The organism is Thermoflexibacter ruber (assembly GCF_900113045.1).
Lineage (GTDB): Bacteria > Bacteroidota > Bacteroidia > Cytophagales > Thermoflexibacteraceae > Thermoflexibacter > Thermoflexibacter ruber.
Genome location: NZ_FONY01000016.1, coordinates 26,218 through 51,351 on the forward strand (window position 1 = coordinate 26,218; position 25,134 = coordinate 51,351).

Annotated in this window: 19 protein-coding genes; 15 read left to right on the forward strand and 4 right to left on the reverse strand. The window is 37.4% G+C overall.

Translation table 11 applies throughout. The features are described 5' to 3' along the window. Window positions 1–47: 47 nt before the first annotated feature. Both BM141_RS10030 and BM141_RS10035 read right to left on the reverse strand, forming a co-directional pair. Entirely contained in the window at window positions 48–1,025 is a 978-nt protein-coding gene (locus tag BM141_RS10030; RefSeq protein ID WP_091544929.1) for a DNA-methyltransferase, read from the reverse strand. Window positions 1,026–1,045: 20 nt separating this feature from the next. Beyond that, window positions 1,046–2,386 carry a Gfo/Idh/MocA family protein gene (locus tag BM141_RS10035; RefSeq protein ID WP_091544931.1) on the reverse strand — a complete coding sequence of 447 codons (1,341 nt, stop codon included), beginning with the start codon at window positions 2,384–2,386 and terminating at the stop codon, window positions 1,046–1,048. Window positions 2,387–2,878: 492 nt separating this feature from the next. Here BM141_RS10035 and BM141_RS10040 point away from each other — a divergent pair, with 492 nt between their 5' ends. The 12 genes from BM141_RS10040 to BM141_RS10095 all read left to right on the forward strand — a co-directional run bounded on the left by BM141_RS10040 (window position 2,879) and on the right by BM141_RS10095 (window position 17,881). Continuing rightward, window positions 2,879–5,587: a PAS domain S-box protein gene (locus BM141_RS10040; protein WP_091544791.1), complete on the forward strand. Its 2,709-nt coding sequence runs from the start codon at window positions 2,879–2,881 to the stop codon at window positions 5,585–5,587. A 138-nt stretch (window positions 5,588–5,725) separates the two neighbouring features. Further along, window positions 5,726–6,133 carry a DUF4332 domain-containing protein gene (locus BM141_RS10045; protein ID WP_091544793.1) on the forward strand — a complete coding sequence of 136 codons (408 nt, stop codon included), beginning with the start codon at window positions 5,726–5,728 and terminating at the stop codon, window positions 6,131–6,133. 149 nt (window positions 6,134–6,282) lie between these two features. Next, window positions 6,283–7,431 carry a 3-dehydroquinate synthase gene (locus tag BM141_RS10050; protein WP_091544796.1) on the forward strand — a complete coding sequence of 383 codons (1,149 nt, stop codon included), beginning with the start codon at window positions 6,283–6,285 and terminating at the stop codon, window positions 7,429–7,431. A gap of 296 nt (window positions 7,432–7,727) precedes the next feature. Beyond that, window positions 7,728–8,744 carry a DHH family phosphoesterase gene (locus tag BM141_RS10055; RefSeq protein WP_091544798.1) on the forward strand — a complete coding sequence of 339 codons (1,017 nt, stop codon included), beginning with the start codon at window positions 7,728–7,730 and terminating at the stop codon, window positions 8,742–8,744. Between the two features lie 53 nt (window positions 8,745–8,797). Continuing rightward, a complete protein-coding gene (locus BM141_RS10060; RefSeq protein ID WP_091544800.1) occupies window positions 8,798–10,120 on the forward strand; it encodes an FKBP-type peptidyl-prolyl cis-trans isomerase in 1,323 nt (440 codons plus the stop codon). 107 nt (window positions 10,121–10,227) lie between these two features. Then, window positions 10,228–11,103 (forward strand): FKBP-type peptidyl-prolyl cis-trans isomerase, encoded by an 876-nt coding sequence (locus tag BM141_RS10065; protein ID WP_091544802.1) that lies wholly within the window; start codon window positions 10,228–10,230, stop codon window positions 11,101–11,103. A gap of 29 nt (window positions 11,104–11,132) precedes the next feature. Further along, window positions 11,133–11,654: an FKBP-type peptidyl-prolyl cis-trans isomerase gene (locus tag BM141_RS10070; RefSeq protein ID WP_091544804.1), complete on the forward strand. Its 522-nt coding sequence runs from the start codon at window positions 11,133–11,135 to the stop codon at window positions 11,652–11,654. Between the two features lie 610 nt (window positions 11,655–12,264). Then, window positions 12,265–13,389 carry a glycosyltransferase family 4 protein gene (locus BM141_RS10075; RefSeq protein ID WP_091544806.1) on the forward strand — a complete coding sequence of 375 codons (1,125 nt, stop codon included), beginning with the start codon at window positions 12,265–12,267 and terminating at the stop codon, window positions 13,387–13,389. Between the two features lie 273 nt (window positions 13,390–13,662). Beyond that, window positions 13,663–15,198: a mechanosensitive ion channel family protein gene (locus BM141_RS10080; RefSeq protein ID WP_091544809.1), complete on the forward strand. Its 1,536-nt coding sequence runs from the start codon at window positions 13,663–13,665 to the stop codon at window positions 15,196–15,198. Between the two features lie 119 nt (window positions 15,199–15,317). Further along, complete coding sequence (locus BM141_RS10085; RefSeq protein WP_091544810.1) at window positions 15,318–16,112, forward strand: 3-keto-disaccharide hydrolase; 795 nt, start codon at window positions 15,318–15,320, stop codon at window positions 16,110–16,112. A gap of 80 nt (window positions 16,113–16,192) precedes the next feature. Beyond that, a complete protein-coding gene (locus BM141_RS10090; protein ID WP_091544812.1) occupies window positions 16,193–16,717 on the forward strand; it encodes a DUF2480 family protein in 525 nt (174 codons plus the stop codon). An 81-nt stretch (window positions 16,718–16,798) separates the two neighbouring features. After that, a complete protein-coding gene (locus tag BM141_RS10095; protein WP_091544815.1) occupies window positions 16,799–17,881 on the forward strand; it encodes an oxygenase MpaB family protein in 1,083 nt (360 codons plus the stop codon). A gap of 17 nt (window positions 17,882–17,898) precedes the next feature. Here BM141_RS10095 and BM141_RS10100 read toward each other — a convergent pair whose 3' ends face one another. Continuing rightward, window positions 17,899–18,288: a nuclease A inhibitor family protein gene (locus BM141_RS10100; RefSeq protein ID WP_091544817.1), complete on the reverse strand. Its 390-nt coding sequence runs from the start codon at window positions 18,286–18,288 to the stop codon at window positions 17,899–17,901. 364 nt (window positions 18,289–18,652) lie between these two features. Between BM141_RS10100 and BM141_RS10105 the strand changes: the two genes are divergently transcribed. Together BM141_RS10105 and BM141_RS10110 are read left to right on the forward strand one after the other, a co-directional pair. Further along, window positions 18,653–21,928, forward strand: a complete 3,276-nt coding sequence (locus tag BM141_RS10105; RefSeq protein WP_091544819.1) for a TonB-dependent receptor — start codon at window positions 18,653–18,655, stop codon at window positions 21,926–21,928. 372 nt (window positions 21,929–22,300) lie between these two features. Beyond that, window positions 22,301–22,621: a hypothetical protein gene (locus BM141_RS10110; protein ID WP_091544821.1), complete on the forward strand. Its 321-nt coding sequence runs from the start codon at window positions 22,301–22,303 to the stop codon at window positions 22,619–22,621. 363 nt (window positions 22,622–22,984) lie between these two features. Here the strand turns inward: BM141_RS10110 and BM141_RS10115 are convergent, their stop codons facing one another. Next, on the reverse strand, window positions 22,985–23,668 hold the full coding sequence (locus BM141_RS10115; protein ID WP_091544823.1) for an energy transducer TonB: 684 nt from the start codon (window positions 23,666–23,668) through the stop codon (window positions 22,985–22,987). Between the two features lie 292 nt (window positions 23,669–23,960). On the opposite strand from BM141_RS10115, the gene dnaN reads away from it, so the two are divergent. After that, window positions 23,961–25,088: a DNA polymerase III subunit beta gene (dnaN, locus tag BM141_RS10120; protein WP_091544825.1), complete on the forward strand. Its 1,128-nt coding sequence runs from the start codon at window positions 23,961–23,963 to the stop codon at window positions 25,086–25,088. The last annotated feature ends 46 nt before the right edge of the window (window positions 25,089–25,134 follow it).

The window sequence follows — 25,134 nt, forward strand, 5'->3', positions numbered from 1 at the left end:
AAAGAAGTATTTTTAACATTTTAGAATAAGGCATAATGGTATGCTGCTTAGCAGACAAACTGATGTTTTGCTATCTCTAATCTTTTTTGAGCAATATCAAAATAAGTTTTATCTAATTCATAACCAATAAATTGTCGATTGTTTTCTATGCAGGCAACTCCTGTGCTTCCGCTCCCCATAAATGGGTCTAAGACCGTCTGCCCCTCAAAACTTACTAATTTGACCAAATGGCTCATTAGGTGAGTGGGTTTTTTAGTAGGGTGAATATTAAAATCCTCAGCGTGTTGGCGTACTTTGGGGACAAGGAAAAACTTGTCATAACCGTCATTGAGTTCTTCTGTTCTTAAAATATTGGCAGTTACTCTGCCTTTGGGGTGTGGATTATGCCCTACCTTCCCTTCGCCTTCTTCGTAGGGGATACGGGTTTCTTCCAGATTTAATGCGCCTACTTGGTGCTTGATGATGTTTTTAGCTACTGTCAAGCCTTTTTCCAAAGGCTTTTGTATCAATATAATAGGCTCATAAGCAGGTTTGATTCCTAAACCAGCGCCCTTGTATTTCAAGGCAGTTTTAGAAGTTGGTTCGTGCTTATTTTTACCTTCTTTGGCATAGTAGTCTTCTGCCCCTCCTTTTTTATAGCCCTGCACATAGGTATACTGCCCCACAACTTTGCTCTCTACTCCTAATTCCTTATCAATGTCTAAGGCTATGTCCCTGCTCTTAGGCATGCCATTTAAGTATGCCCAAAAAAGTACATCTTTAATGAGAAAGCCACTATCTTCTAAGCTCACCATTAGCCTGTGCATCAAGCGGATAGAGGAAAAAACCAAACCAAACCCTCCACTTTTCAAGACTCGTAAGCTATCTGTCCAAATCTGCTTATCGGGCAAGTCCCTGTCCCAATAGCTATTTTGAAATGAAATACCATAAGGAGGGTCGGTAACTAAAGCACTGATGGAGTTGTCAGCAAGTTCAGCAAGTCCGTAAGAAGATTGATTATATATCCAATAATCAATGTTTTGCATAAATTTTATACTGATAAAGCTTATACTTTGGGCAATTTCCAACCGTTTTGGTAATTGGACTTCATCAACTCATTTGCTTTGCTGTCTGCGACAAATTCATTTTTAGTATAATCCCAAAAGACTCGCCTACCTGTTTTAAAAGCAATGTTTCCCATTTGACAGACAGTAGCCACATGCGCCCCTATTTCTATACTACATTTGGGCGTACCTCTGGTTTTGATACAGTTGATAAAATCTTTGGCATGTTCGTCCAAATATCCACCTCCTTGAGGCTGGAAAGGAAGTTTCTCCATTTTATAAACAATGTTTTTTCTGTCATCGTTATTGACCTCTGGCAGGATTTCCCAACCTCCTCTATCGACTACCAAAGTGCCATTATTCCCGATGAAAGCGATACCATGATTTCTTCCGTAGTTACCGCCGTCTATGCCTACAGCGTGTTCCCAAATCATGCTAAACTTATCAAATTCGTAAACAGCTTGCAAGGTGTCTGGAGTTTCTGCTGCATCATCAGGATAGGCAAACTTTCCTCCCAAAGCCACTACTGAGCGAGGCACAGAGGCGTTCATACCTGCTAAAGCAATGTCTATGAGGTGAACTCCCCAATCGGTCATCAAGCCACCTGCATAATCCCAAAACCATCGGAAAGTAAAATGAAAGCGATTTTTGTTGAATCTTCGCTTGGGAGCGGGACCAAGCCACATATTGTAGTCCACGCCAGGAGGAGGGTCAGAGTCTGGTACAACCGGTACGGATTTCATCCAACCCTGATATGCCCAAGTTTTTACCAAGCGAATCTGTCCAAGTTTTCCTGATTGTACATATTTGATAGCATTATCAAAATGATAACCACTCCTCTGCCACTGCCCTACTTGCACCACTTTTTTATACCGCTTTGCAGCAGCTACCATAAGCTGACATTCTTCTATAGTATTTGCCACAGGTTTCTCTACAAAAACGTCTTTGCCCGCTTCGCAAGCATGAATCATTTGGAGAGCGTGCCAATGGTCTGGTGTGCCGATAATGACTGCGTCTATGTCTTTATTGTCCAATAGTTTACGGTAATCGTCATATTGCTTAGGTTTCTTCCCTTGTATTTTCTCTGCATCAGCTGTGCGTTGGTCAAGCACGCTTTTGTCCACATCGCAAAGTGCTACACATTCTATCTCAGGGATTTTGAAGTGTGCATTCATATTTGACCAGCCTTGCCCTTTACAGCCAATCAACCCTATTCTTACCTTGTCATTGGCACTTATTTTTTTCTTTGCCGCCAGCAGGTCAGCAGGCAAAAGCGTGAGCAAACTCGTTCCTGCACTTATTTTTACTGCATCATTGAGAAATTTTCTTCTTGATTTTTCCATATTTACCTTGTATTTTATAATCATACCTGACAAATTTGTGAAACCTCTCAGGTGTAAAAGATTTTGGTTATAGCATGTCAAATTTAGCAAAGATATTGATTTCCCCCAAATGATTTGATAAACCTTCTGAAATTTAAAAAGTTCTGCTTATACAAACTTCATTTTATGGATAGGTGTTTTTGTACTAAAACAACAAGTATTTACACTTATGCAAGATTTTTGCTATTTTTTGTGTTTTAATCAAAAAATGCACTTGTAATTATACAAAATTTTACCATGTTTGCGTTCTATAAGATTACCCTTTTAGAAAAGTCTTTGTGTCTGTTCCTTTGTACCTTAATCAAACTTAATAAAGCATAATTAGAATTATTGGGGAAAGGTCTAAATAAAAATATCATACAATCCTATACATTCAAATCAAAATAAACTAAGAATTAACAAGCTGAAAATGGCAATTGGCGTAATAAAATAACTGATAAGGAGAACAATAACATGCTATCAAATGATTTTGCTGGCTCTGAGGACTTACTTCAGGCAATTTTTGACAGTAGTTTTTACGCATTAGTAATTATGGATACTGATTTGCGTATTAGAGCTATGAATGAAAAGGCAGTGGAAATTAGACATTTGTATTTTGAAAAAACAATGAATATAGGAGACTATGTAGGTGATATTGTATTGCAATCTAACAAGGAAGCTATTGTCAAACAACTGCAAGAAGTATTACAAGGTAAGGTCATACACACAGAAAGTGAGGTCAAAGCGAAAACAGACCAAAAAACATATTGGTTTGACATTACTATCTCTCCTATACATAACAAGGAAAGAAAAGTATTGGGGATATGCTACGGTGCTATCAATATTACCGACCGCAAAATAGCAGAACAGAAAATAGAGAATATGCTCGCCCAAGAGCAACTTCTTACAGAAGAACTCAATGCACAAAATGAGGAACTTCAACAAAACTTAGAAGAGCTTAACCACACACAGAACGCGCTCTTTGAATCCCAGCAAAATCTCCAAGCTATTTTTGACAGTAATTTGATTAGTATTGTGGTGTATGACCGCAATTTTAGAATAGTGCGTATCAATAGGAAAGCTCACGCAGACTATTATAAAATATCAGGTTTGGACTTAAAAGAGCGAGATGATATTTTGCAAGCTATGAACGAAGAGGAAAAAAAATATTTTTGGGAAGCATCTCAGCAAGCTTTTAGTGGACGTACTATTCGTGCAGAGCGGCGTTTCACGGCTAAAAAACGGGATATTTGGATAGACGTTATTTACACACCTGTTTTTTCTCGCCACCAACAAGTAGAGTACGTAGTGTTTGGGGCTTTGGACATTTCTGAACGCAAAAAAGCAGAAATAGAAGTAAGGCATACGAAAGAACAGCTACAAAATATTTTTGATACTTTAGACGAAATTTTCTGGTCTTATGATATTGCTAAGAAAAAACTAACCCTCCTTTCTCCTGCATTTGAGAAAATCTTGGGCTACAGCGTAGCGGACTTTATCAAATATAGGGGGAGTTTGCAGTCCATAGTGCATCTGGAAGACCGTCCAGCTTTTGAAGCGGCACTACAGCAGGCTACCCAAGCAGGCAAGGAGGCACATCTGGAATACAGAGTTTACACCATAGACAATCAAGTCAAATGGGTGCAATCCCATATCAAGCCGTATTATGGAACTTCACGCACATATCCTATTCAATTAGAAGGCTTTACTACTGATATTACAGCACGCAAACAAGCAGAGTTAGCCCTCAAAGAATCAGAGGCTAATTTAAGGGCTACTTTTAATAGCAGCCGTCAGATTTTTTACCTCATTGATAAAAATTATAAGATAGAGGGATTCAATAAGTTAGCTTACGAGAACGCCAAAGAAACCACAGGTTTTATTCTGGAAAGAGGTGATTCGGTCTTAGAGCAGATGAACGCATGGGGGTTTGCAGAATTTTCAGAAAATTTTATCAAAGCACTTGGAGGAGAGGTAGTTACTTATGAGAAAAGGCTACTTACCCCTGAAAGAAGAGAGCAGTGGTACGAAGTTACTTACTATCCCGTAACCAATGATTATGGAGTCATAGACAGAGTGGTGTTCAATGCCCAAAGTATTGCAGCTCGCAAAGAAGCAGAGAAAGCCTTAGTAGAAAGCGAACGCAATTTTAGGTCGGTATTTGAGCAAGCCGCAGCAGGGATTTTCCAATTAGACCTCAACAAAAACATTATCCAATGCAATGACACTTTCAGCGCGATGGTTGGCTACTCGCTTGAGGAGTTAAAAAACAAAGGATTGTGGACAATCATACAGCCTGATTTCCTCATAGAGGCAGAAAAAGTATTTGACCAAGTAGCTAAAGCAGAGTTGGAAAGTTTCAGAGCAGAAACGCGTTATGTGCATAAAGACGGACATATCGTTTGGGCTTTAGTAACGATTTCGCTGGTGAGAGATATTAATGAAAAGCCCAAATATATTCTTGGTATTGTGCAGAATATTTCAGAACTCAAAAAAATTCAAGAAGACTTGTTATTCAAGAAAAATGAATTAGATACCTTCCTTTATCGCACTCCTCATGACCTAAGAGGTCCCGTAGCTACCCTCAAAGGATTAAACTCCATTGTAAAATTAGAGGCACAAGAGCCCTCTATAGGGGCTTACCTCAAAAATATGGAAAGAACTGTTAATCAGTTAGATAATATCATTACTAATCTTATGGAGATTACCAAAATCAAGGAATCAGAAATTTTCAAAGAAACGGTAGATTTCTCAGCCTTAGTCAAAGACTGTATTTCTACGGTCAAAGACCTGCCAAAATTTTCTCAAATTGATTTTAAAACACATATTAGCGTCAAGCGAGAGGTACGTAGCGATGTAGGGCTTTTGCGTATTATTTTACAAAACTTGATAGAGAATGCGGTTAATTATGCAAGGAATCGCGTGGACTCTTTTGTAGAAATCTTTATAGAGGAAACGGATTTTGGCAATATCAAAATCATAGTAGCTGATAACGGCGAGGGTATTCCTGAGCAGTACCAAAACAAAATTTTTAATATGTTTTTTAGAGGTACAGAAAGCTCAAAAGGCTCTGGATTAGGGCTTTATATTCTTAAAAACGCCTTAGATAAACTCAATGGCACCATCAATGTAGAGAGTGCCTATGGGAAAGGTAGCAAGTTTACCATTTTCTTACCTAAATAAAATAACCCAGCTTAGGTAGAAATCCCCTTGTATTTAGAAAAAAAAACTTTCCCATATAGAGTAGTGTAAGAAATTTTTTATATTAGCAAGTGTATTAGAAAGTGCAAACTATTAACCAAAACAAAATTTTTACAAACTATGGCGTATAAAATTATTGATATCGAGGGCATCGGACCCGTTTATGCTGAAAAATTGGAAAAAGTAGGAGTGAAAACTGTAGAAAAATTGCTTGAAACAGGGGCTTCTAAAAAAGGTAGAGAAAAATTAGCTGAGGACACAGGCATAGATGAAAGCAGGATTTTAAGCTGGGTGAATATGGCTGATTTGTTTAGAATCAAAGGAGTAAGTTCGCAATATGCTGAGCTGCTCCACGCCGCAGGCGTAGATACAGTCAAAGAATTAAAGCACCGAAAAGCAGAAAACTTGCACGCTAAGATGATAGAGGTAAACAACGAAAAAAACTTAGTAAACCAAATTCCCTCGCTTAGCATGGTAGAAGGTTTCATCAAGCAAGCAGCAGAATTAGAGCCTGTGATTACACACTAAGTATTATTCTTTAAAAATCTACTTGTAAATTCACTTTGATACCTATTGGGTACATCTATGCCTAATAGGTATTTTTATTTTCCACTCAATCCAACTTTTTTGCATAACTTTGAGTTCTCAAATAACATCATTAGCAATATACCTTAGTTATGTCAGTTATATTACAGTCTTTCACCGTCAAATTTGAATACAAAACTTATTTTACTGAAAATGTCTTTTCTATTGACAATGAGCTTTTTAAACAAGTCATAGCAGAGGATGGAAGTCAGGGCAAAAGAAAACTTTTCTTTATCATAGACGATGGAGTAGCCCAAGCACACCCCTATCTACCAACTCAAATCGAGCAGTACTGCCACCAATACCATGCAGTATTAGACTTGAGAGGGGAAATATGGATAGTACAAGGCGGGGAAGCAGTGAAAAATAGCGACATAGAGGTCAAAAAGATTCTGCAAGCGGTCAATGACTATGGTATTTGTCGGCACTCTTACATAGTAGCTATTGGCGGTGGAGCAGTCTTAGACATGGTAGGTTTTGCGGCAGCGATTGCTCACAGGGGCGTTAAGCACATTAGGATTCCTACCACAGTACTGTCGCAGAACGACTCTGGCGTAGGGGTAAAAAATGGCATTAATACCTTTGGGAAAAAGAACTTCACAGGAACTTTCAAACCCCCTCAGGCAGTCATCAATGATGCCTCGTTCTTGACTACTTTGCATATAAGGGACTGGCGTGCAGGCATTTCTGAGGCTATCAAAGTAGCACTTATCAAAGATAAAACCTTTTTTGACCAGATTGTGGCTGATGTGCCTTTGCTCAACCATCGCAATATGGAAGCGATGAGAAAACTTATCTATCGTTGTGCAGAAATGCACATTCAGCATATCGCAGGCGGCGACCCCTTTGAGATGGGCTCTTCGCGTCCCTTAGATTTTGGGCATTGGTCAGCTCATAAGTTAGAACAACTGACCCATCACCAAATCAAGCATGGAGAAGCAGTAGCTATAGGCATAGCCTTAGATACTACTTATTCCTTTTTAAAAGGGTTGCTTACAGAAGCAGAGTGGAAGCAAGTGATTCATCTGCTCAAAGATTTAGGATTTGAGGTTTATCACCCCGCACTGGATTTGGTAGTGCATGGGGAACACCTTATCATCAAAGGACTTCAAGAGTTCAGGGAACACTTAGGAGGGGAACTTACTATTATGCTTTTGGAACGTTTAGGTAAGGGCTTAGAAGTTCACAGCATAGACACAGAAACAATGATAAAGGCAATTAACTATTTAAGTTCCCTCTAAGTAGATTGGCAATTCGATATTACCTCACCTGAAATAATCTTTAATCTTTAGGTTGGGTCTTAGAGTTAATCCTTGTAAGCACAAAGATTAAAAAGGATATAAATAAAATTTCAGTGATAATCATAGGAATAAGAAATGTACTTTTACAAAAGCAAAGACGCAATTTCCCTGCTAATGTTGCAAATACCTAAAAAATATTATGTTAAATATTGCTAAGACCTTTCCTTCTTTGGAGGTTTAAACTGACTTATCTAATAATTTTATAATTTTGTAAGAATTTTAGGATTAAATATGCAATGCAAAACATAGAGGAACTCAAGCGAATATTGTCCTCTCCTAAGAAAGTGGTCATTATTCCTCACCAAAAGCCTGATGCAGATGCTTTGGGATCTTGCTTGGCTCTGAAAGGGTATTTGAATAAACTTCAACACGAAGTGCAAGTTATCTCACCCACAGATTATCCTCAGTTTTTAGCTTGGATGCCTGAGAATGAGAGCGTGCTAATGTGTGAATCATACAAGGAAACTATATGCAAACAGATTATTTTACAAGCAGATGTAATATTTTGTTTAGATTATTCAGATTTGGCAAGAATAGCCCCCTTGGATACTTGGGTATCTCAGGCTTCTGCTATCAAGGTAATGATAGACCATCACATAGATAGAAAAGCATTTGCCCAGTTTGAGCTATGGAAACCTGAGGCTGCCGCTACCGCAGAGTTGGTCTATGATTTTATTTTGCTTATGGGAGATGAGGCTTTGATAGATATTCCTATCGCAGAATGTATCTACGCAGGTATTTTAACAGATACAGGCTCTTTCAAATACCCAAGCACAAGTAGCAAAATACATCGTATAGTAGCCAAACTTATAGATATTGGGATTAATCATTCTAAAATTCATCACTATATCTATGATACCAATTCAGAAAACCGCCTTCGTCTGATAGGTTTTGCTCTCAAAGAGCGACTTACTATCCTGAGAGAATATCGCACCGCTTATTTTGCACTTAGTTCTGCTGATTTGCGAAATCATTATTACCAGACAGGCGATACAGAAGGTTTGGTAAATTATGCTCTTTCTTTGGAAGGAATCATCTTTGCCGCCATTCTCATTGAGGACATAGACAAAATCAAACTTTCCTTCAGGTCTATTGGTGACTTTTCCGTGAATGATTTGGCTCGTATCCATTTTAGCGGCGGAGGACATAAAAATGCAGCAGGAGGTCGCGTAAATAACGCTAAGTTAGAAGAGGTAGTCCAGCAGTTTGTTAGCATCTTACCAAATTATAAAGAGCAGTTAATCAGTGTTTAAAAATAAATTTTCAAATTGGTTATTAATCATTCATCATACATAGAATAAAACTCATGAAATCAAATCAATACTTTAATTGTTTTACGAAGTTCAGTAAATCGTTACTTTTTTCATCATTCATGCTACTTATCATAGGTTTGGTAGTTAGCTGCAACCAAGGTAGGCAAAAAACTAACTTTGGCTTAGAGTATGAGTATCATTTGAAAAATGGCGGGAAAACACCCAAACAAGGTGATAATATTAGCCTTAATTTTAAACTTTTTGCTAAGACACTCGACCAAACAGGCAAAGAAAAAGACACCTTGCTAAGAAATACATATACCTCCATGCCAATTAATCTGACCTATGATACAGCCTCCCTTGACCCTATTGTCAAAGGAATGAGGATGGTATCCGAGGGAGATAGTATTACTTTTTACATGAATGCCGATTCTTTATTCAGAGGACAAAGACCATTTTTTGTCAATGCAGGGAGCGAGGCTCGCATAGTAGCTAAAATATTAAAAATACTCTCAAATGACGAATATGTAAAAGAGCAGCAGAAAAAAATGGAGGAAATGCAAAGAGATGACAATTTTAGCTATACACATTTTATTAAAAATAATGGTAGAAAACCTCAAAATGGAGACATTGTTTCTATGCACCTCCTGATGTATGCCAAGAGCAATGGCAGAGATACGCTCATCAGAAGCACCTACACGGAAGGGGTGCCTTTCGCTACCCAATACAACACTTCTGCTATTGACTCTATTAATAAAACACTCGCTATCGTTTCCCCTAACGATAGTATTGCATTTGATATAAGTGCTGATGTTCTGTTCCAAGGACAGTTGCCTCCTTTTGTTGATGCAAAAAGCAGGGTAAAATTGACCGCTAAAATCGTCAAAATACAGTCAAGAGATGAATACCAAGCCGATGCTCAAAAAGAGAACGAAAAGAAACAAAAAGAAATGGAAAAGAAAGCAGAGGCACAGAAAAGCATAGACGACCAAATCATCAAAGATTATGTGAAGAAAAACAACCTCAAAGCTACTAAAACCGCCTCGGGATTGTACTACGTCATTACCGCTACAGGTAATGGCAATAAGCCTAAGAATGGCGAGCAGGTAAGCGTACATTACAAAGGTTCTTTACTTAGTGGGCAGGTATTCGATTCATCTGAGGGGAAAGACCCTCTATCTTTCGCTTTCAATACAGGGGCTATGATTAAAGGATTTGATGAAGGCGTTGGCTTACTTGCCAAAGGAGGGAAGGCTACCCTGATTCTTCCTTCTCACTTAGCATATGGAGCGCAAGGAGCAGGCGGGTCTATTCCTCCCTTCTCTGTACTTAGGTTTGACATCGAATTAGTAGAGATTAAAGACGCAAATCAATAAACCTCTTAGCACTCAACTTTTATAAGGCTATACATGCCTTATAAAAGTTTGCTACAAAGCAACCTATTCATATTTGTTTACGTATTGGGCAAAAAGTTTTAAAAGATATGAAAAAAAACGGTTTATACTTTGTTTATTTATTTGTACTTGTTTCTTTAAGTGCTTGTTTGAAATCAGAAAATTCTTTTTTAAACCAACAGCAGGAAGACGAGCAGAAAATTCTGGCATATCTCAATCAGAACAACATTAATGCTACTCGTTCGCCTACTGGACTATATTATGTAATTACACAACAAGGAACAGGAAAAAAGCCAAATTCGCTTGAGGAGATTGCTAACATAGATACGGATATATTTTTATTAGATGGAGTAAAGATTATTACAGAAAAAGACTTTACATTTCGTTTTAAAAATGGTATTTCTATTAATGGACTTTTAGAAGCAACTTCGCTCCTTAATGAAGGAGGAAGTGGACGCTTTTTTATTCCTTCTGATAGAGCATTTGGGCAAGGTTCTGGTACTATTAACGGGGTAAATGTACCTGCTAATGCCATTTTGATTGCAGAAGTTAAACTCAATAGTCTTAGAGATGATGAACAGCAAAAAGTTTGGGAAGCCCAACAGATAAGTAATTACTTTACGCAAAAAAATCTTACCCTTACCAAAGATACTATCGGTGTTTTTTACAGCAATCTACTGTCAGTTGCAGAGGGTACTCGTATCAGAACGGGCAATAGAGTAAGTATATCTTATAAAGGTTTGCTACTAAATGGAAAAACTTTTGATAGTGGTAATATTTCTTTTGCAATAGGTACAGGAGCGGTCATTCAAGGTTTAGATATAGGGATTCGCCTTATGAAAAAAGGAGAAAAAGGAATATTGGTCATACCTTCTCATTTGGCTTACCAAGACAGAGGGAGGGGAGAACTTATCAGACCGTTTGACCCTTTAGTATTTGAAATAGAAGTTACAAATGTGGAATAAAAAGATAATCATTATAAATATTTTATATTATGAAATTTATTAGCCTGATAGCTATTAGTTTGATTACCTGCCTTGCTTTGTTGGGTTCTTGCAAAACAAAGAGTGCTTTAGATGCGGAAGCCTTAGCTAATAGAGAAGACATGATTATCAGGGAATATCTGGCTGATAAGGGAATCAATGCAGAAAAATTCTCCTCTGGGGTTTATTATCAAAGACTACAACAAGGGTTAGGCAGTAAACCCTCCAACGGAGATACTGTTTTTGTACACTACACAGGAAATATTATCTACAGCTATGTTTTTGATAGCAGTAGATTCAAAGGAGAACCTTTCCGATTTAGAATAGGAACTAACCAAGTAATAAAAGGCTGGGACATTGGCGTAGCTAACATGAGTGTAGGAGAGCGTGGTGTTCTTTTTATCCCTTCTACTTTAGGATATGGTAGCTGCGGTTCTCCTTGTGGAAGTTCTACCAGCAGCATTAAAACTATTCCACCCAATTCTATCCTTATTTTTGATGTTGAGTTGTTAGAAATACGCAAACAGCGATAGATAGCCAATACTTTGGAAAATATTGCGGGGTTATTTGTAGGACACAAACAACAGCACCATCACCTACTTATCTCACGGAACAGCCTTGCTTTTGTGAAGTCTATGTTATTGCATTATAGAGATGTATTTTAGTGATGCTGTTCCGTTCTTGTCAGTTCTGAGGAACTGACAGCGCACAAATATTTGCTGTAGGTGGGTTGGGCTTACTCTTTTCTACTAAGATGATAGCCATACGTGCTTAAAGTTAGATGTAGTATTGTTCATTGGCTAACTCCACAAAAAGTGTCAGAAAACCAAAGTCCCTTTCTCTGCAAGAGAAAGGGATTGAAAAACCATTTTATTTTGAGTATAATAAAAAATAAAAGCAAGTAGATTTTGAAGTTTTGCCTAAGCAATGGATAGTTAAAAGAACTTTGGCTCGGTGGGAAGGAACAGGGAGGTTAGCTAAAGACTATGAAATTACTACAATTTCAGCAGAAGCATCTATCCTTATTTCTATGATTAGACTAATGCTAAAATTTATAAAAATTTCCAAACAGATTCTAAACCCTTCCTCTTTTTATTACGTCTAAGCAAGGCTAAATCTAATTATCTCTAAATTTATCTAAAAATGTCAAACCTTGCGTTTCTATGTAACTCTAACTCATGGGGAGGGTTGGAGATGAACATCTTAAAGATGCTCAAATGGATTCAATCAGAAGGAAAACAAGTCATTCTTTTTTGTCCACCTTATAGTAAGATAGCTCATCAAGCCCAACAAGCAGGAATTGCTGTTTATCCTTTCAAACAAAAAATCAAGTTTATCGATTTTAGTGCTGCTTACCGAATAGTTAAAACACTTAAATCACTCAAAATTAGATATTTATTTCTATCTCAGTCAAATGAAATAGCTACAGGGGTAATGGTTAAACTGTGGGTAGGAAAAGAACATGGATTGAGGCTAATATACTTCCAACAGATGATGATAGGGATAAAGAAGAAAGATTGGCTACACAACTTCATGTATCAAAAATTGGACTCTTGGATTGTGCCTTTACCTACCGTAGTTGAGAATGTGCTAAGATATACGCAATTACCCAATGAAAAAATAGAACTGATACCTCTTTGCATAGAAACAGAGAGGTTTATCCATAAAAAATACACGAAAGCAGAAGCAAGAAAAATGTTTCGTCTGCCAGAGGAGGGCTTGATAGTAGGTATTGTAGGACGCATAGACCGCCAAAAAGGTCAGGATTTTCTTATCAAAGCCTTGCATATTATCAAACAAAAAGGTATTTCCTTTTATGTAGCATTTTTTGGAGAAGAAACTAAGGGAGAGGAAGGAACTTATTTGCCTTACTTGCAGAGTTTAGTCCATGAATTGGGCTTGGAAGATTTGGTGTTTTTCAAACCCTTTGTAGAGGATACAAGTTTGGCTTATGCCTGCTTAGATGTGTTTGTCATGGCTTCTTGGCAAGAAACTTTTGGCATGGTGACCATAGAGGCAATGGCTACCGGGCTACCTGTCGTAGGGGCATACTCAGGGGGAACCAAAGACCTAATCAAAGAATATCAAAATGGGCTATTTTTTGATGCCAAAAGTCCAGACTCGCTTGCCCTCCAATTAATTAAACTAATTAAAAGTAATAAGCTGAGAGATGTGCTTGCTTCTAACGCACTTGAGAGCGTAAAATCACAATTTTCTCACAACGTTTTTCTGAATAACATGAGTTTTTTGATAAAAAAACTTCAATAGGTAGGTAAAAGCTAATGGATTTAATTTAGGTTGTGATAAGCGTTTATGCTTCGCGGCAAGATGTGTTTACGTTTGGAATAAAAAAGTAAACTGGGCAAAGATGTGCTGAGAGAGAGGTAATCGCTATTTTGATTGGTATGTAATACAAAATCATATAGAATTTTACATTTTTTGCGATTTTAAAAAATATTTGCCAAATTTACTTTTGAGTTAGGCAACGCTCCCCCTCTTTTCCTCATTTTTAAATAAAAATTCGTCTTAAAAGCTCTATCTATGAACGACTTTGATTATGATGATTACTTGATGATAGCCCTTAGCTATCTCATTGATATATTTTTTATTTGGATAATTTTTAAAATTGGTACTTTCTTGCCCTTGAAGCCACGTAAAAAGAAAATGATTAGCAGTTTGCTGGCTGTCTTGGCTTTTTCTCTTTTGTACCTGAGCGAAAACTACATTTTTGGCATTACAGACAAATTTACAGACAAGCATAAAGAATATGCCCAGTATGGCGTAGGGGTTGCTTGGTGGCTTTCTATTGCTTATTTTTTTAGTCAGTTGGCACACTCGGTACTTTGGGAAGGCATTTTTGCAAGGCAACAGCAAAGTATTGTTCCTCAGCTATTTAGGAATATATTTGATGCCATAGTATATGCGATAGCCCTCATTCTTATTATGCACTTTATCTTCGGGCAACCTGCCAATGGGCTAATTGCCGCCTCGAGTGTGCTGGCATTTATATTAGGCATTGCTGCCAGAGATGCTTTGGCGACTATTTTCTTAGGTATTTCTCTAAGTCTGAATGAAAGTTTGAAAAAAGGAGACTGGATTACGATTAATCACCAAACCGGACAGATTATTGACATGGACTGGCGAGCTGTTACCTTGCAAACTCTGCAAAATGCCATTTTGATTATCCCTAACAATGTATTTGCTAATGCTACTATTGCCAATCATTCTCGTACTCAGCCACACAAAATGTTGGAAATAACAATATTGCAATCTTACGAACACTCTCCTCAAAGGGTCAAAGACTTGCTTCTGAAATCTGCAAGCCAATCTTTCTTAGTACTGAAAGACCCTAAACCACAGGTTTTCGTAAGCAAGTATGAAAAAGATGGTATTAGGTACACCCTTCAAGTCTATACTAACGAGTGGCAAGACCTCAAAGTAAGCAATGAGGTGCTTTCTATTGCTTGGTATGCTTTTTATCGCGAGGGCATAGACTGGGACTTAGACCCTTCTACACAAATACTCCCTCACTTACAAGTGCCTGAGGATAAGTCAGATGAAGAGATTACTAAGCATGTTACTATTCTGAAGAACAAAGGTATTTTTACTGCCTTGAATGAAAGAGAACTGACGGCGATGATTGCTATTGCCAAGAAAAAAGTCTATGGGGCATTGGAGGTAATTGTGAAGCAAGGAGATGAGGGTTCGTCTTTATTTTATGTAGCTGAGGGAGTCTTAGAAGTCCTGATAGACCAAGAGGACGGTTCAAAACTCAAAGTAGCGGAACTAAAAAACGGGGATATTTTTGGAGAAATGGCTTTACTCACAGGACAGAGGCGTACAGCTACCGTAGTAGCCGTAACAGAGGTAGCCCTTTATGAGATTTCTAAAGAAATTATTACCCCTGTTATAGACCATAGAAGGCAGATTCTCAATGATATGAGTATGCTGTTGGCACAGCGAGAGGTAGAAAATTACTTGAAAAAATTGGACTATAAAGACCAAGACCGCGAACGCAAGCTACAAGAAGCTGAATCTAAATTTATGCAGTTGATTAATCAGTTTTTTGGAAGTTAATGCTCAAAGGGTAGAGTTATTTTGTTGTCGTAATCGCAATTTTCTAAAAAAAAATTATTTGTTTAATTTATTGATTATAAATGAGGTAAAATTTATTCATATTAAAATAGTAAAATATAATGGAAATGAAAAAAATCATTACTAATATGCTTTTATTAGGGATTGGTTTCTATTTTGTACTAATCACCACCAGCCAATATGTTCAAGCTCAGGGAGTAGGAGTGGGAGTGAAAGCCCCTAAGGGAGCAGAAATTTTCTTTGATGGCTCTCGCAAGATGTTAGACAAAAAATGGACATATTGGAAAGGCCCAAGATTGAAGGCTACCTTACCTATCAAGTGGCAGATAGAAAAAGACCCTGTGGACGAGGGTACTGTGATGAATAGCAATGACCCCGCCGCCGCAGGAGGACTTTATGGTGCGGCAGACATCGTAACTAAAAAGAAATTTAGAGATTTTCGCTTGCACGTAGAGTTCCTTATCAAAGAAAAAGGAGGAAACAGTGGTGTATATTTACAAAATCGCTATGAAATACAGATACTTGATGGAGATAGTACTACTCACGGTATGGCTACCGTCATCAATGAAACCCCCTCACCGTACTATGCTTACAAAGGAGTAGGAAAATGGAATGCGTATGACATAGTATTTAGGGCGGCTCGTTTCAAAGACGGAAAGTTGGTAGAAAAAGCCATGGTTACAGTTTATTTTAATGGTATCAAAGTACATACTAATCAAATCATTAATCAAGTATGGGGAGGTCCCAACTCAGGAGTAGATGGAGGGAACGATAAGGGCAAAGGCATTACAGATACCGAAGAGGGCTTAAAACTGCAAGCAGAGGGGCATAATGTACTGTACCGAAATATTTGGATACAAAAGTTGAATTTAGAAAAGGCAGATACCAATTTTTGATGGGCATACTGCATTTTGAACTTTCATCATACAAATAGGTTTATATTTACAAAATAAACTGAAAAAATAGACTTATAGAGATGACTGTTTTAGACGAAGATAAAATCATCAATAAAGTAGCTAATAGCTCTCTGATAACATTGGACTTAGAAGACTACTACGACCACAGTGAGAGGGTAGTCTATGACCTCAAACAAAATCTTTTTCAGGAGTTGATTTTGAGAGAAAAAGACTTGCGAGATTTTGTTAAAACACATGATTGGAGCATGTATGAGGGGAAGCACGTAGCAATTACCTGCTCTGCTGATGCCATAGTACCTGTGTGGGCATATATGCTCATTGCCTCCCAATTAGCCCCTTATGCTAAAAAAGTGATTTTCGGAACGTTAGAAGATTTAGAAAATCACCTTTTTAGAGAGGCTCTGTCCAAGATAGACCTTAGTAAGTTTCAGGAGGCGAAGGTAGTCATCAAGGGCTGTAGCAAATATCCCGTTCCCGTGGCTGCTTATGTAGAAATCACTCGCTTACTGCGACCTTTGGCAAGCTCTATCATGTACGGAGAACCTTGTAGCACCGTACCAATTTACAAGAAAGCAAAAAAGTAAGCGTTATAAAAGAATTTTACCAGCAAGCTAACAATTTACTCTTACAGATGCTTTATTAAGCATAGAAAGTTAAGAATATCTATGCAAAACTTCGCAGAATATCTTGAACAGTGCCGCTATCAAACAGACGCTTTGGCTGATAAAGTGACTCAGCAACTTTTTCAAGAAAATTATTTTCATTCGTTTAACGAGCAAATCAAATGTATCCATACCAATCAGGCACTTGATTTTTCCAAGTTCCCAAAGTACGTTCAGACTTATTTCAAAGAAACCATGATACTGCCTGATTGGGCTGATACAAAGAAAATGCAAGTGGGGAGTGAGTTTTTCAATCGCAATGCAGATAACATTATCCTCTTGCTAAGTTTTCTTTCTTTACCTTATTGCTATGCCAACGCAAGCGGCTCAAAAGTACTGAGTTACTCTCAACGCATTGCTAATCAAACTCAAAAAAGGCTTTACGAAACTGCCCAATTTGTTTTTCATGTAACTTCGGACAATGCCTTTGAAAAAAATGGAGCGGGTTTTATCTGTATCCAAAAAGTGCGTCTTATGCACGCTACTATCCGCTATTATATCAATAAATCCAATCGTTGGGATACTTTGCAGTTGGGTGAGCCTGTGAATCAAGAAGACTTAGCCATGACACATCTTTCTTTTAGCTTCATAGTTTTGCAGGGCTTGAGAAAAATCGGGGTAAGCGTCAGTAAAAAAGAAGCAGATGCCTATTTGCATCTGTGGAAAGTCATTAGTTTTTTATTAGGCGTGGACAAGGAATTACTACCTGATAATGAATTGGAAGCACAAAAACTTGACTTACTTATACAGCAACGACAGTTCAAAAAATCAGACGAGGGAATAGCTCTCTGCCATGCCTTGTTTGCTTTTTTGGAAAAATCCATGCAAGAGGCTGCCAATCCCTTAGCGCGGGTAAAAGGTTTCGTAAGTAGTTATGCTCGCTTTGTTTTAGGAGAAAAATTGGCGGATTTGTTAGCTATCCCTGCGGCAAGTTGGTCTGGAGAAAACATAGCCTATTTTCTGAAGCTGTCCAATGGATTTCAGGACATTTTTTCTACTTCTAAACCCAGCAAAGGAGGCAAAGATATTTTGAATATGATTTATAAAACCGAAGGAAAAACTGATTTTAGCTTACCCATAAGGTAATAATGAGGTAGCAAAAATTAGGTTTCAACGGAAATAGTTTTCATTGCAATCCATTCTCCATTAGGAAGCTGGGCGATAATGTAGATATGTACTTCTATCTCCCCAAACTTGTAAGCACTTACATTTTTTACTTCTTCTTTGAGTAGAGAAAGAAACTGACGATATTTCTCGGCAGTAGCTAACTCCTCTGTACTGTACCAACTCTCATCTTTGGTATGATTTCTAAGTAAATGCTCTACCTCTATGGGACGTGCTTGGGATACATCAAAAGGAAGGCGATTCAAAGCTTGTGCTTTATCTTCGCCCAAGTACAAAGTTTGCCAAGGATATTCAGATTCGCTGATAAAAAGCAAGTCTTTGGTAAGTGATTGAATATAAGAAGTATAAAGTTGAGTCGTAATGTCCATAGGTTTATCATTAGTTAGACTTTAGCAAAGTTAGCAAATTTAGTAAATCATTTTTTGATGGTGAAAATGTAGAAATCCACTTTATTTTTTAAAATTTTGTCAAAAAAAGTTAATAGTTTTGTTTTTCAATAGATGCACTCATTGGTTTGCCTAACAAACCAATTCCTTAGTCAATGTCAAGTTATTGATACCCCAATATATACTTTTTATCTTTTCTTATTCAACTTGGCTTAGTATCGTTTTATCGGATTTTCAATATTACGAAATTGTTAATTTTCTTAGCAATTAATTAATCTATTTCAATAGGAAAGTTTTATGTTGAAACATTAATTTCGCACCGATTATAAAAAAACACGATTTAATCATGAAGAAACTTATACTCGTTTTTATTAGTATTTTGTTGGCTGTAGCAGTTCAGCAAAATACGTATGCGCAGGGGGTTACTACATCCTCTATGACAGGTTCTATCAAAGATGATAAAGGCGAAGGTCTGCCTGGAGCCAACGTAGTGGCAATTCACCTACCTTCTGGGACACGTTACGGAACTTCTACACAGTTAGATGGTCGCTATAATATTCCGGGTATGCGTACAGGCGGTCCTTACAAGGTAACGGTGAGTTTTGTAGGATATAAGGAGCAGTCTAAAGAGAATATTTATCTTGCTTTGGGAGTTGCGTCAGAGATTTCCTTCGTTATGCTGGAAGATGGCAAGGAATTATCAGAGGTAATTATTACAGCAGAGAGGAGTAGTGTTTTTGGCGCAGACCGTACAGGGGCTGCAACTAATATAGCTAACGAGCAAATTAATAGACTACCTACTATTAGTCGTAGCTTTGCTGACTTTACACGTCTGACACCTCAAGCAGCAAGTGGTGGTTTTGCAGGTAGAAACAGCCGTTTTAATAATATTACTATTGATGGTGCATTATTTAATAATGCTTTTGGCTTATCAGGCACAGTGGGTGGTCAAACAAGTGCGCAGCCCATTAGTTTGGATGCAATAGAGGAAATTCAAGTAAATATTGCCCCTTATGATGTGCGACAAGGTGCTTTTACAGGTGGTGGGGTTAATGCTGTTACACGTAGTGGAACAAACGAGTTTAGCGGGTCTATATTTAACTATTCTCGCAATGAGAACTTTTTGGGAACGAAAGTTGGTGATGTTACAGTTACTAATCAAGATTTATCTGTTCGTCAAACAGGTTTTAGGTTAGGCGGTCCTATTATTAAAAATAAGTTATTCTTCTTTATTAATGGAGAACAGGAGAGAAACAGCAGACCTGCTACGAACTTTATCGCTTCTCGTCCCGGTTTGTCTGGTACAAATGTATCACAAGCCTCAGCAGCAGACTTAGATGCACTAAGTGCTTTCTTGAGAGAAAGATATAACTATAATACAGGTCCTTATGAGAACTTTAATTTGAGAACAAATAGTGATAAAGTTCTTGTAAGACTTGATTGGAATATTAGTGATAAGCATAAGTTTAGTTTGAAGTATAATTACCTAAAATCTTTTGCAGATATTAATCCAAGTAATAGTGGTGCTTTGCCAAATGGTAGAAATCCAAGTAATACTAATATGCCTTTTTTTGCATCATACTACATTATCAATAATAACCTGAATTCTTTTATTGCAGAGCTTAACAGTAGATTCAGTAACAACGTTTCTAATACCTTTATTGCTGGTTATTCTGCCTTTAGAGATTTCAGAGAAAGCCCAGGCGGCGTTTTTCCGTTGGTCGATATTGGAAATGGTAGCGGTCAGGCATTTACTTCTTTTGGTTATGAGCCATTCTCAGCTAACAACCTATTGAATACTGATGTCTATCAAATATCAGATAACTTAAGTATCTATAAAGGTAAACACACAATTACTTTAGGAACTTATAATGAGTTTTACAAATTTACCAATGGTTTTGCTCCTGCTTTTTTTGGACGCTATCAGTTCGCAAGTCTTCAGTCTTTTTATGATAATGTGAATGGGGTTGCTGGTGCAAACCCAACGCAGTATGAAATTCGCTACTCTGCTGTTCCCGGCGTAGAATTCCCTTTTGCTAAATTTAGTGCTTTACAATTAGGATTCTTTGCCCAAGACCAATATACTGTAAGTGACAAGTTTAATGTAACCTTTGGCTTAAGAGCAGATATTCCTATTATTCTTCCAGAAAATTTGAATCAAAACCCAGACCTAAATAATAGGACTTTTCGTGATGGAATCAAAATAGATGTTTCTAAAGTACAAAAAACAACAGCATTATGGTCTCCAAGAGTAGGTTTTAATTGGGATGTATTTGGGAATCAACAAACCCAAGTTAGAGGTGGTACTGGTATATTTACAGGTAGAGTGCCTTATGTTTGGATTTCTAATCAAATCAGTAATACAGGGAATTTGTTTGGTTCTATCTTCGTTACGAATCCAGCACAGTTGGCTCAGTATAGATTTAATCCCGATGTAAATGCCTATAGACCATCTGGAGCGGCAAGCCCTAACTACAATATTGCTTATACACAGGAGAATTTTAAATTCCCACAAGTCTGGAGAACAAATATTGGTATTGACCAACAATTACCTTGGGGAATAGTGGGAACGTTGGACATTATGTACACTAAGGACATTAATGCTGTTTACTTCCAAAATGTAAACCTTCCCAATTCTACACTGAACGCAAATGGAGCAGATAATAGACCCATTTTCTTTACTCGTAATACAGCTGGAAATTTAGTAGCTACAAACCGAATTCATAGCAATATATCTGATGCTATTTTACTTGCTAATACTCGCTTAGGGTATTCCTTCAATACAACAGTTCAGTTAAAGAAAAATTTTGGCAAAGATTTATTTGCAATGATTGCCTATAGTTATACCGATGCTAAATCTGTAAACGATGGTGGTTCTATTGCTCAATCAAGTTGGAGAGACCGCTTTATTTCAGGCGACCCCAATGCTAATGTTTTAGCAAATGCAGATGCTCTAATACCACATAGATTCATTGCTTCTATTTCTTACAGAAAAGAATACTTGAAATCTATGGCTACCACTGTATCAATATTCTTTGAAGCATCGTCAGGACGTAATTTCTCTTACACTTATGCAGGCGATATGAATGGAGACGGAAGTGGTGGAGGAGGAAATGATTTGATTTATGTTCCAAGAAATCAAAGTGAAATACGCTTATTAGATATTACAGGAGCAGCAGCTGGTGGGACAGGACAAGTATATACAGCAGACCAGCAATGGGCTGATTTAGATAGATTTATTAACCAAGATAAATATCTGAGCAGCCGCAGAGGGCAGTATGCAGAACGAAATGGGGCGTATACTCCAGGTGTTACAAAGATGGATTTAAGTATCAAGCAGGACTTTTTTGTAAATGTTGCAGGAAAGCGTAATACTATTCAGTTAAGCTTTGATATATTTAACTTCACTAATTTTTTGAATAAAAACTGGGGTATTGAGAGGTTCCCAATTAGAAGTGCACCTCTCACTTTTGTTGGTTATACTTCTGATGCTACACCACAATTCCGCTTTAATTACTTGAATGCAGCAACGCGTACACCATTGACAGAATCTTTCCAAAATGGCGTTGGTTTAGGTTCTCGCTATGTGGCTCAGTTTGGCATACGTTACATATTTAATTAATTAAAATGTTATAAATAAAAGAAAAACTATCAAGTTATTAGAGTTCTTGCGAAATCACTTATTTTCCCTCTCAGAAGGAGAGGGGGCAGGTGTGAGGTGATAAAAAAAACACTTCCGCAAGAAGCCTACCATATAAAAATAATGACTTGATAGTTTTTCTTTTTAATTTTATCTAAATAATTCACTAAACAAGACTAACCTTTTTATGAAAGCTTCTATTATTTTTTATACAATTTTACTATCCTTTCTATTTTTAGCTGTGAATATCAGAAAAATAGTGAACACATAGAAGTAAAGGAAGTAACTTTAAATCAGATTGAAATTTTAAAGGCAGACGTTGATTTTATTACTTACTGTACTTTTAGAAGCAAGGTGAGAAAACAAGCAGATAAATGGGTAAAAAATCTGGAACAAGACGAATTAATAAGATACAAACAAGATTTAGTTTTATTCAAAAAAACAGGTACTACGCCTTCTTTAAATTATTATTTTGCTAAAGAAGGTTTGGAAAATATTAAAGAATCTAAAAGATTACTAAAAATAGTGTTAGCTAAATATCCTTTTTTAGAAAACATATCATCACAGCAGTATATTGATTTAATTTTAAAAATAAATAGAGAAAAGCAGGAAAAATTAAGTACTGCAAAAGTAGAAAATGAGCAGTGTGAAACTTGTATGGAAGGTTGTAGCTAACAATCAGAGCAGTGTTATGATTTTGCAGACGGACAATATGAGCATTGTGTTTTTATGTGTGAATTGAGATCTTCATAGAATAGTTCTTGGGATAGGTATTGTGACTATAGTTGTGAATGGGGAAGACATTATGCTCAGCAATCTTGTTCACAAAGCGATGCATATTGTACTCAGTATTGTTTGGAAAATGTATGTCAGTAATTAAGCATTTCTAAAGAATACTTACTCTTTGCATAATTTTTTTGACGTTTGGCAGGCACAGTTTAGTGTAAGATACATCTTTAACTAAGCAAACTACTTAGCCAACAAAATAAAAGGGGTTATTTTTACAAATAACCCTTTTTTTTGTTTTGATAGAAAAGTTTAGTGTAAAGTAAAAATGATAGGAATGACCATTCTTTGACGCACAGGTCGCCCTCTTTGCTTGCCGGGCTTCCACTTTTTAGCATCTCTGACTACTCTCTCCGCCTCCTCATCGCAGCCTGCCCCTATGCCTCTAACTGCTTTTACATCAGTAAGGCTACCGTCTTTTTCCACTACGAACTGCACAAATACTCTCCCCTCTATTCCCATGCGTTTGGCTTGGGCTGGATACTTTATGTTCCTACTAATGTATTTGTAAAAGGCTTCCATACCCCCTTCAGGTTCTGCATTTACTTCCAACAAGCCAGAGAAGATTGTTTCTGTTTCTTCCTCTTCCGTAGGTTCTTCTACTTTTTTGATGAAAACAGGGGCGGAAATAAGGGTATGGCTGTTGGCTTCTGTAGAGAAGTCAATATTGTCAAAATCTTCCAATGCCTCCTCCTCGGGTACAATGACTATTTCTGGCTGTACTAATTTGGGTGGCGGCAGGGGCGTATGTATAGTACGAGGTACGTCTATGATTTGCTCGTCATCTTTGGTCAGTGTTCCCAAAGAAACTATCTGATTGTCGTTATAGCTTTTCCACTCAAAAGCCACCAAAGTCAGGGTTAGGCTTAGGGTCAGCCCAAGGTTGAAGCGCAAGCCCCAGCCTCTGCTCCAAGTACTTTTTTTGAAATAGTCCATTGTTTATGTAATTTGGGTGAATAATTTTTTATCAAAGGCATAATGCAGGACAAGTAGGAAAAGATACAGACAGCAGAAAAAAGATGAAAGAATAAGTAAAAACACTTAACTTTATAGGAGAAAATTATTTTTTTAATAAAATTGATTGTAACTTCTAACAATATTTTAACTTTGCAAACTTATCCTGAATTTACTTGTAATTTAGCTTTAATGTAAGAAGCTACTTTTTATTTCAGTCAATAGCTAAAACAAGACAAAAACCATAAATTAATAGCCTTAATTCATTAGATATATGAAATTCATTATAGCGTCTTCTACATTACTCAAACAGTTGAGTGCTTTGAACGGGGTAATTGTTAGCAATCCCGTTGTTCCTATTTTAGAAAATTTTTTATTCGAAATCAAAGATGGCGGATTAACCATTACCGCTTCTGATTTGCAGACCTCTGTTACCGCAGAAGTAAGCGTAGATGCAGATGAAGACGGGGGAGTAGCCATTCCTGCCAAAATGCTCCTTGAAACATTGCGCAACCTGCCCGAGCAGCCTGTTACCTTCAAAGTTGATGATGACACCTACTCAGTAGAAATTATCTCCGAAAATGGACACTACAAACTGGCTGGTGAAAATGCTACTGACTTCCCCAAAGTGCCAGAACTCAAACAAGGTCAATCTGTCGAACTTTCTTCTGAGTTGGTCAATACGGCGATTGCTTATACACTTTTTGCTGTCAGCACTGACGAGATGAAACCTGCAATGAACGGGGTGTACGTAAATATCAAAGAAGGGAAAGCGATTTTTGTTTCTACAGATAGCCACCGACTCATTCGCTATATTCGTACAGATGTAAGTTCTGTTGGCTCAGAAACGGCAATTATTATTCCTCGCAAAGCATTGGCATTGCTGAAGAATACACTTCCTATGGACAATACCCCTCTTACGCTTTCATTTAACAAGTCTAATGCTTACTTCAGCTTTGGAAATATGAGCATGATTTGTAGGCTCATAGACGAAAGATTCCCTGATTACGAAAATGTAATCCCTCTCAATAATACTAATATTTTGGAAATAGACCGCTTGGAGTTTATAGGTTCTCTCAGACGTATGTCTATCTATGCCAACAAATCTACCAATCAAGTACGCCTTAAACTTACAGAAAATAGCTTGGAAATTTCTGCAGAGGACATAGACTTCTCTAACGAGGCAAATGAAAAGTTGCATTGCGAGTACACAGGAGATGATTTGGAAATAGGTTTCAATGCAAAATTTTTGATAGAGGGGCTAAGCAATGTTTCTTCAAGACATGTCGTATTTAAGTTTTCTGAACCCAATCGTGCTGCAATTATGAACCCTTCAGACGTTGATGCCTCTGAAGACTTAATGATGCTGATTATGCCAGTGATGCTGAATAGCTATTATTAAAATAGGATATTAGTTAAGACAAGATTGCCCAAGAAACACAGCACAC

Coding starts and splice junctions, on each gene's coding strand:
- BM141_RS10030 (WP_091544929.1), bottom strand. CDS start 1,025: ATGCAAAACATTGATTATTGGATATATAATCAATCTTCTTACGGACTT.
- BM141_RS10035 (WP_091544931.1), bottom strand. CDS start 2,386: ATGGAAAAATCAAGAAGAAAATTTCTCAATGATGCAGTAAAAATAAGT.
- BM141_RS10040 (WP_091544791.1), top strand. CDS start 2,879: ATGCTATCAAATGATTTTGCTGGCTCTGAGGACTTACTTCAGGCAATT.
- BM141_RS10045 (WP_091544793.1), top strand. CDS start 5,726: ATGGCGTATAAAATTATTGATATCGAGGGCATCGGACCCGTTTATGCT.
- BM141_RS10050 (WP_091544796.1), top strand. CDS start 6,283: ATGTCAGTTATATTACAGTCTTTCACCGTCAAATTTGAATACAAAACT.
- BM141_RS10055 (WP_091544798.1), top strand. CDS start 7,728: ATGCAAAACATAGAGGAACTCAAGCGAATATTGTCCTCTCCTAAGAAA.
- BM141_RS10060 (WP_091544800.1), top strand. CDS start 8,798: ATGAAATCAAATCAATACTTTAATTGTTTTACGAAGTTCAGTAAATCG.
- BM141_RS10065 (WP_091544802.1), top strand. CDS start 10,228: ATGAAAAAAAACGGTTTATACTTTGTTTATTTATTTGTACTTGTTTCT.
- BM141_RS10070 (WP_091544804.1), top strand. CDS start 11,133: ATGAAATTTATTAGCCTGATAGCTATTAGTTTGATTACCTGCCTTGCT.
- BM141_RS10075 (WP_091544806.1), top strand. CDS start 12,265: ATGTCAAACCTTGCGTTTCTATGTAACTCTAACTCATGGGGAGGGTTG.
- BM141_RS10080 (WP_091544809.1), top strand. CDS start 13,663: ATGAACGACTTTGATTATGATGATTACTTGATGATAGCCCTTAGCTAT.
- BM141_RS10085 (WP_091544810.1), top strand. CDS start 15,318: ATGGAAATGAAAAAAATCATTACTAATATGCTTTTATTAGGGATTGGT.
- BM141_RS10090 (WP_091544812.1), top strand. CDS start 16,193: ATGACTGTTTTAGACGAAGATAAAATCATCAATAAAGTAGCTAATAGC.
- BM141_RS10095 (WP_091544815.1), top strand. CDS start 16,799: ATGCAAAACTTCGCAGAATATCTTGAACAGTGCCGCTATCAAACAGAC.
- BM141_RS10100 (WP_091544817.1), bottom strand. CDS start 18,288: ATGGACATTACGACTCAACTTTATACTTCTTATATTCAATCACTTACC.
- BM141_RS10105 (WP_091544819.1), top strand. CDS start 18,653: ATGAAGAAACTTATACTCGTTTTTATTAGTATTTTGTTGGCTGTAGCA.
- BM141_RS10115 (WP_091544823.1), bottom strand. CDS start 23,668: ATGGACTATTTCAAAAAAAGTACTTGGAGCAGAGGCTGGGGCTTGCGC.
- dnaN (WP_091544825.1), top strand. CDS start 23,961: ATGAAATTCATTATAGCGTCTTCTACATTACTCAAACAGTTGAGTGCT.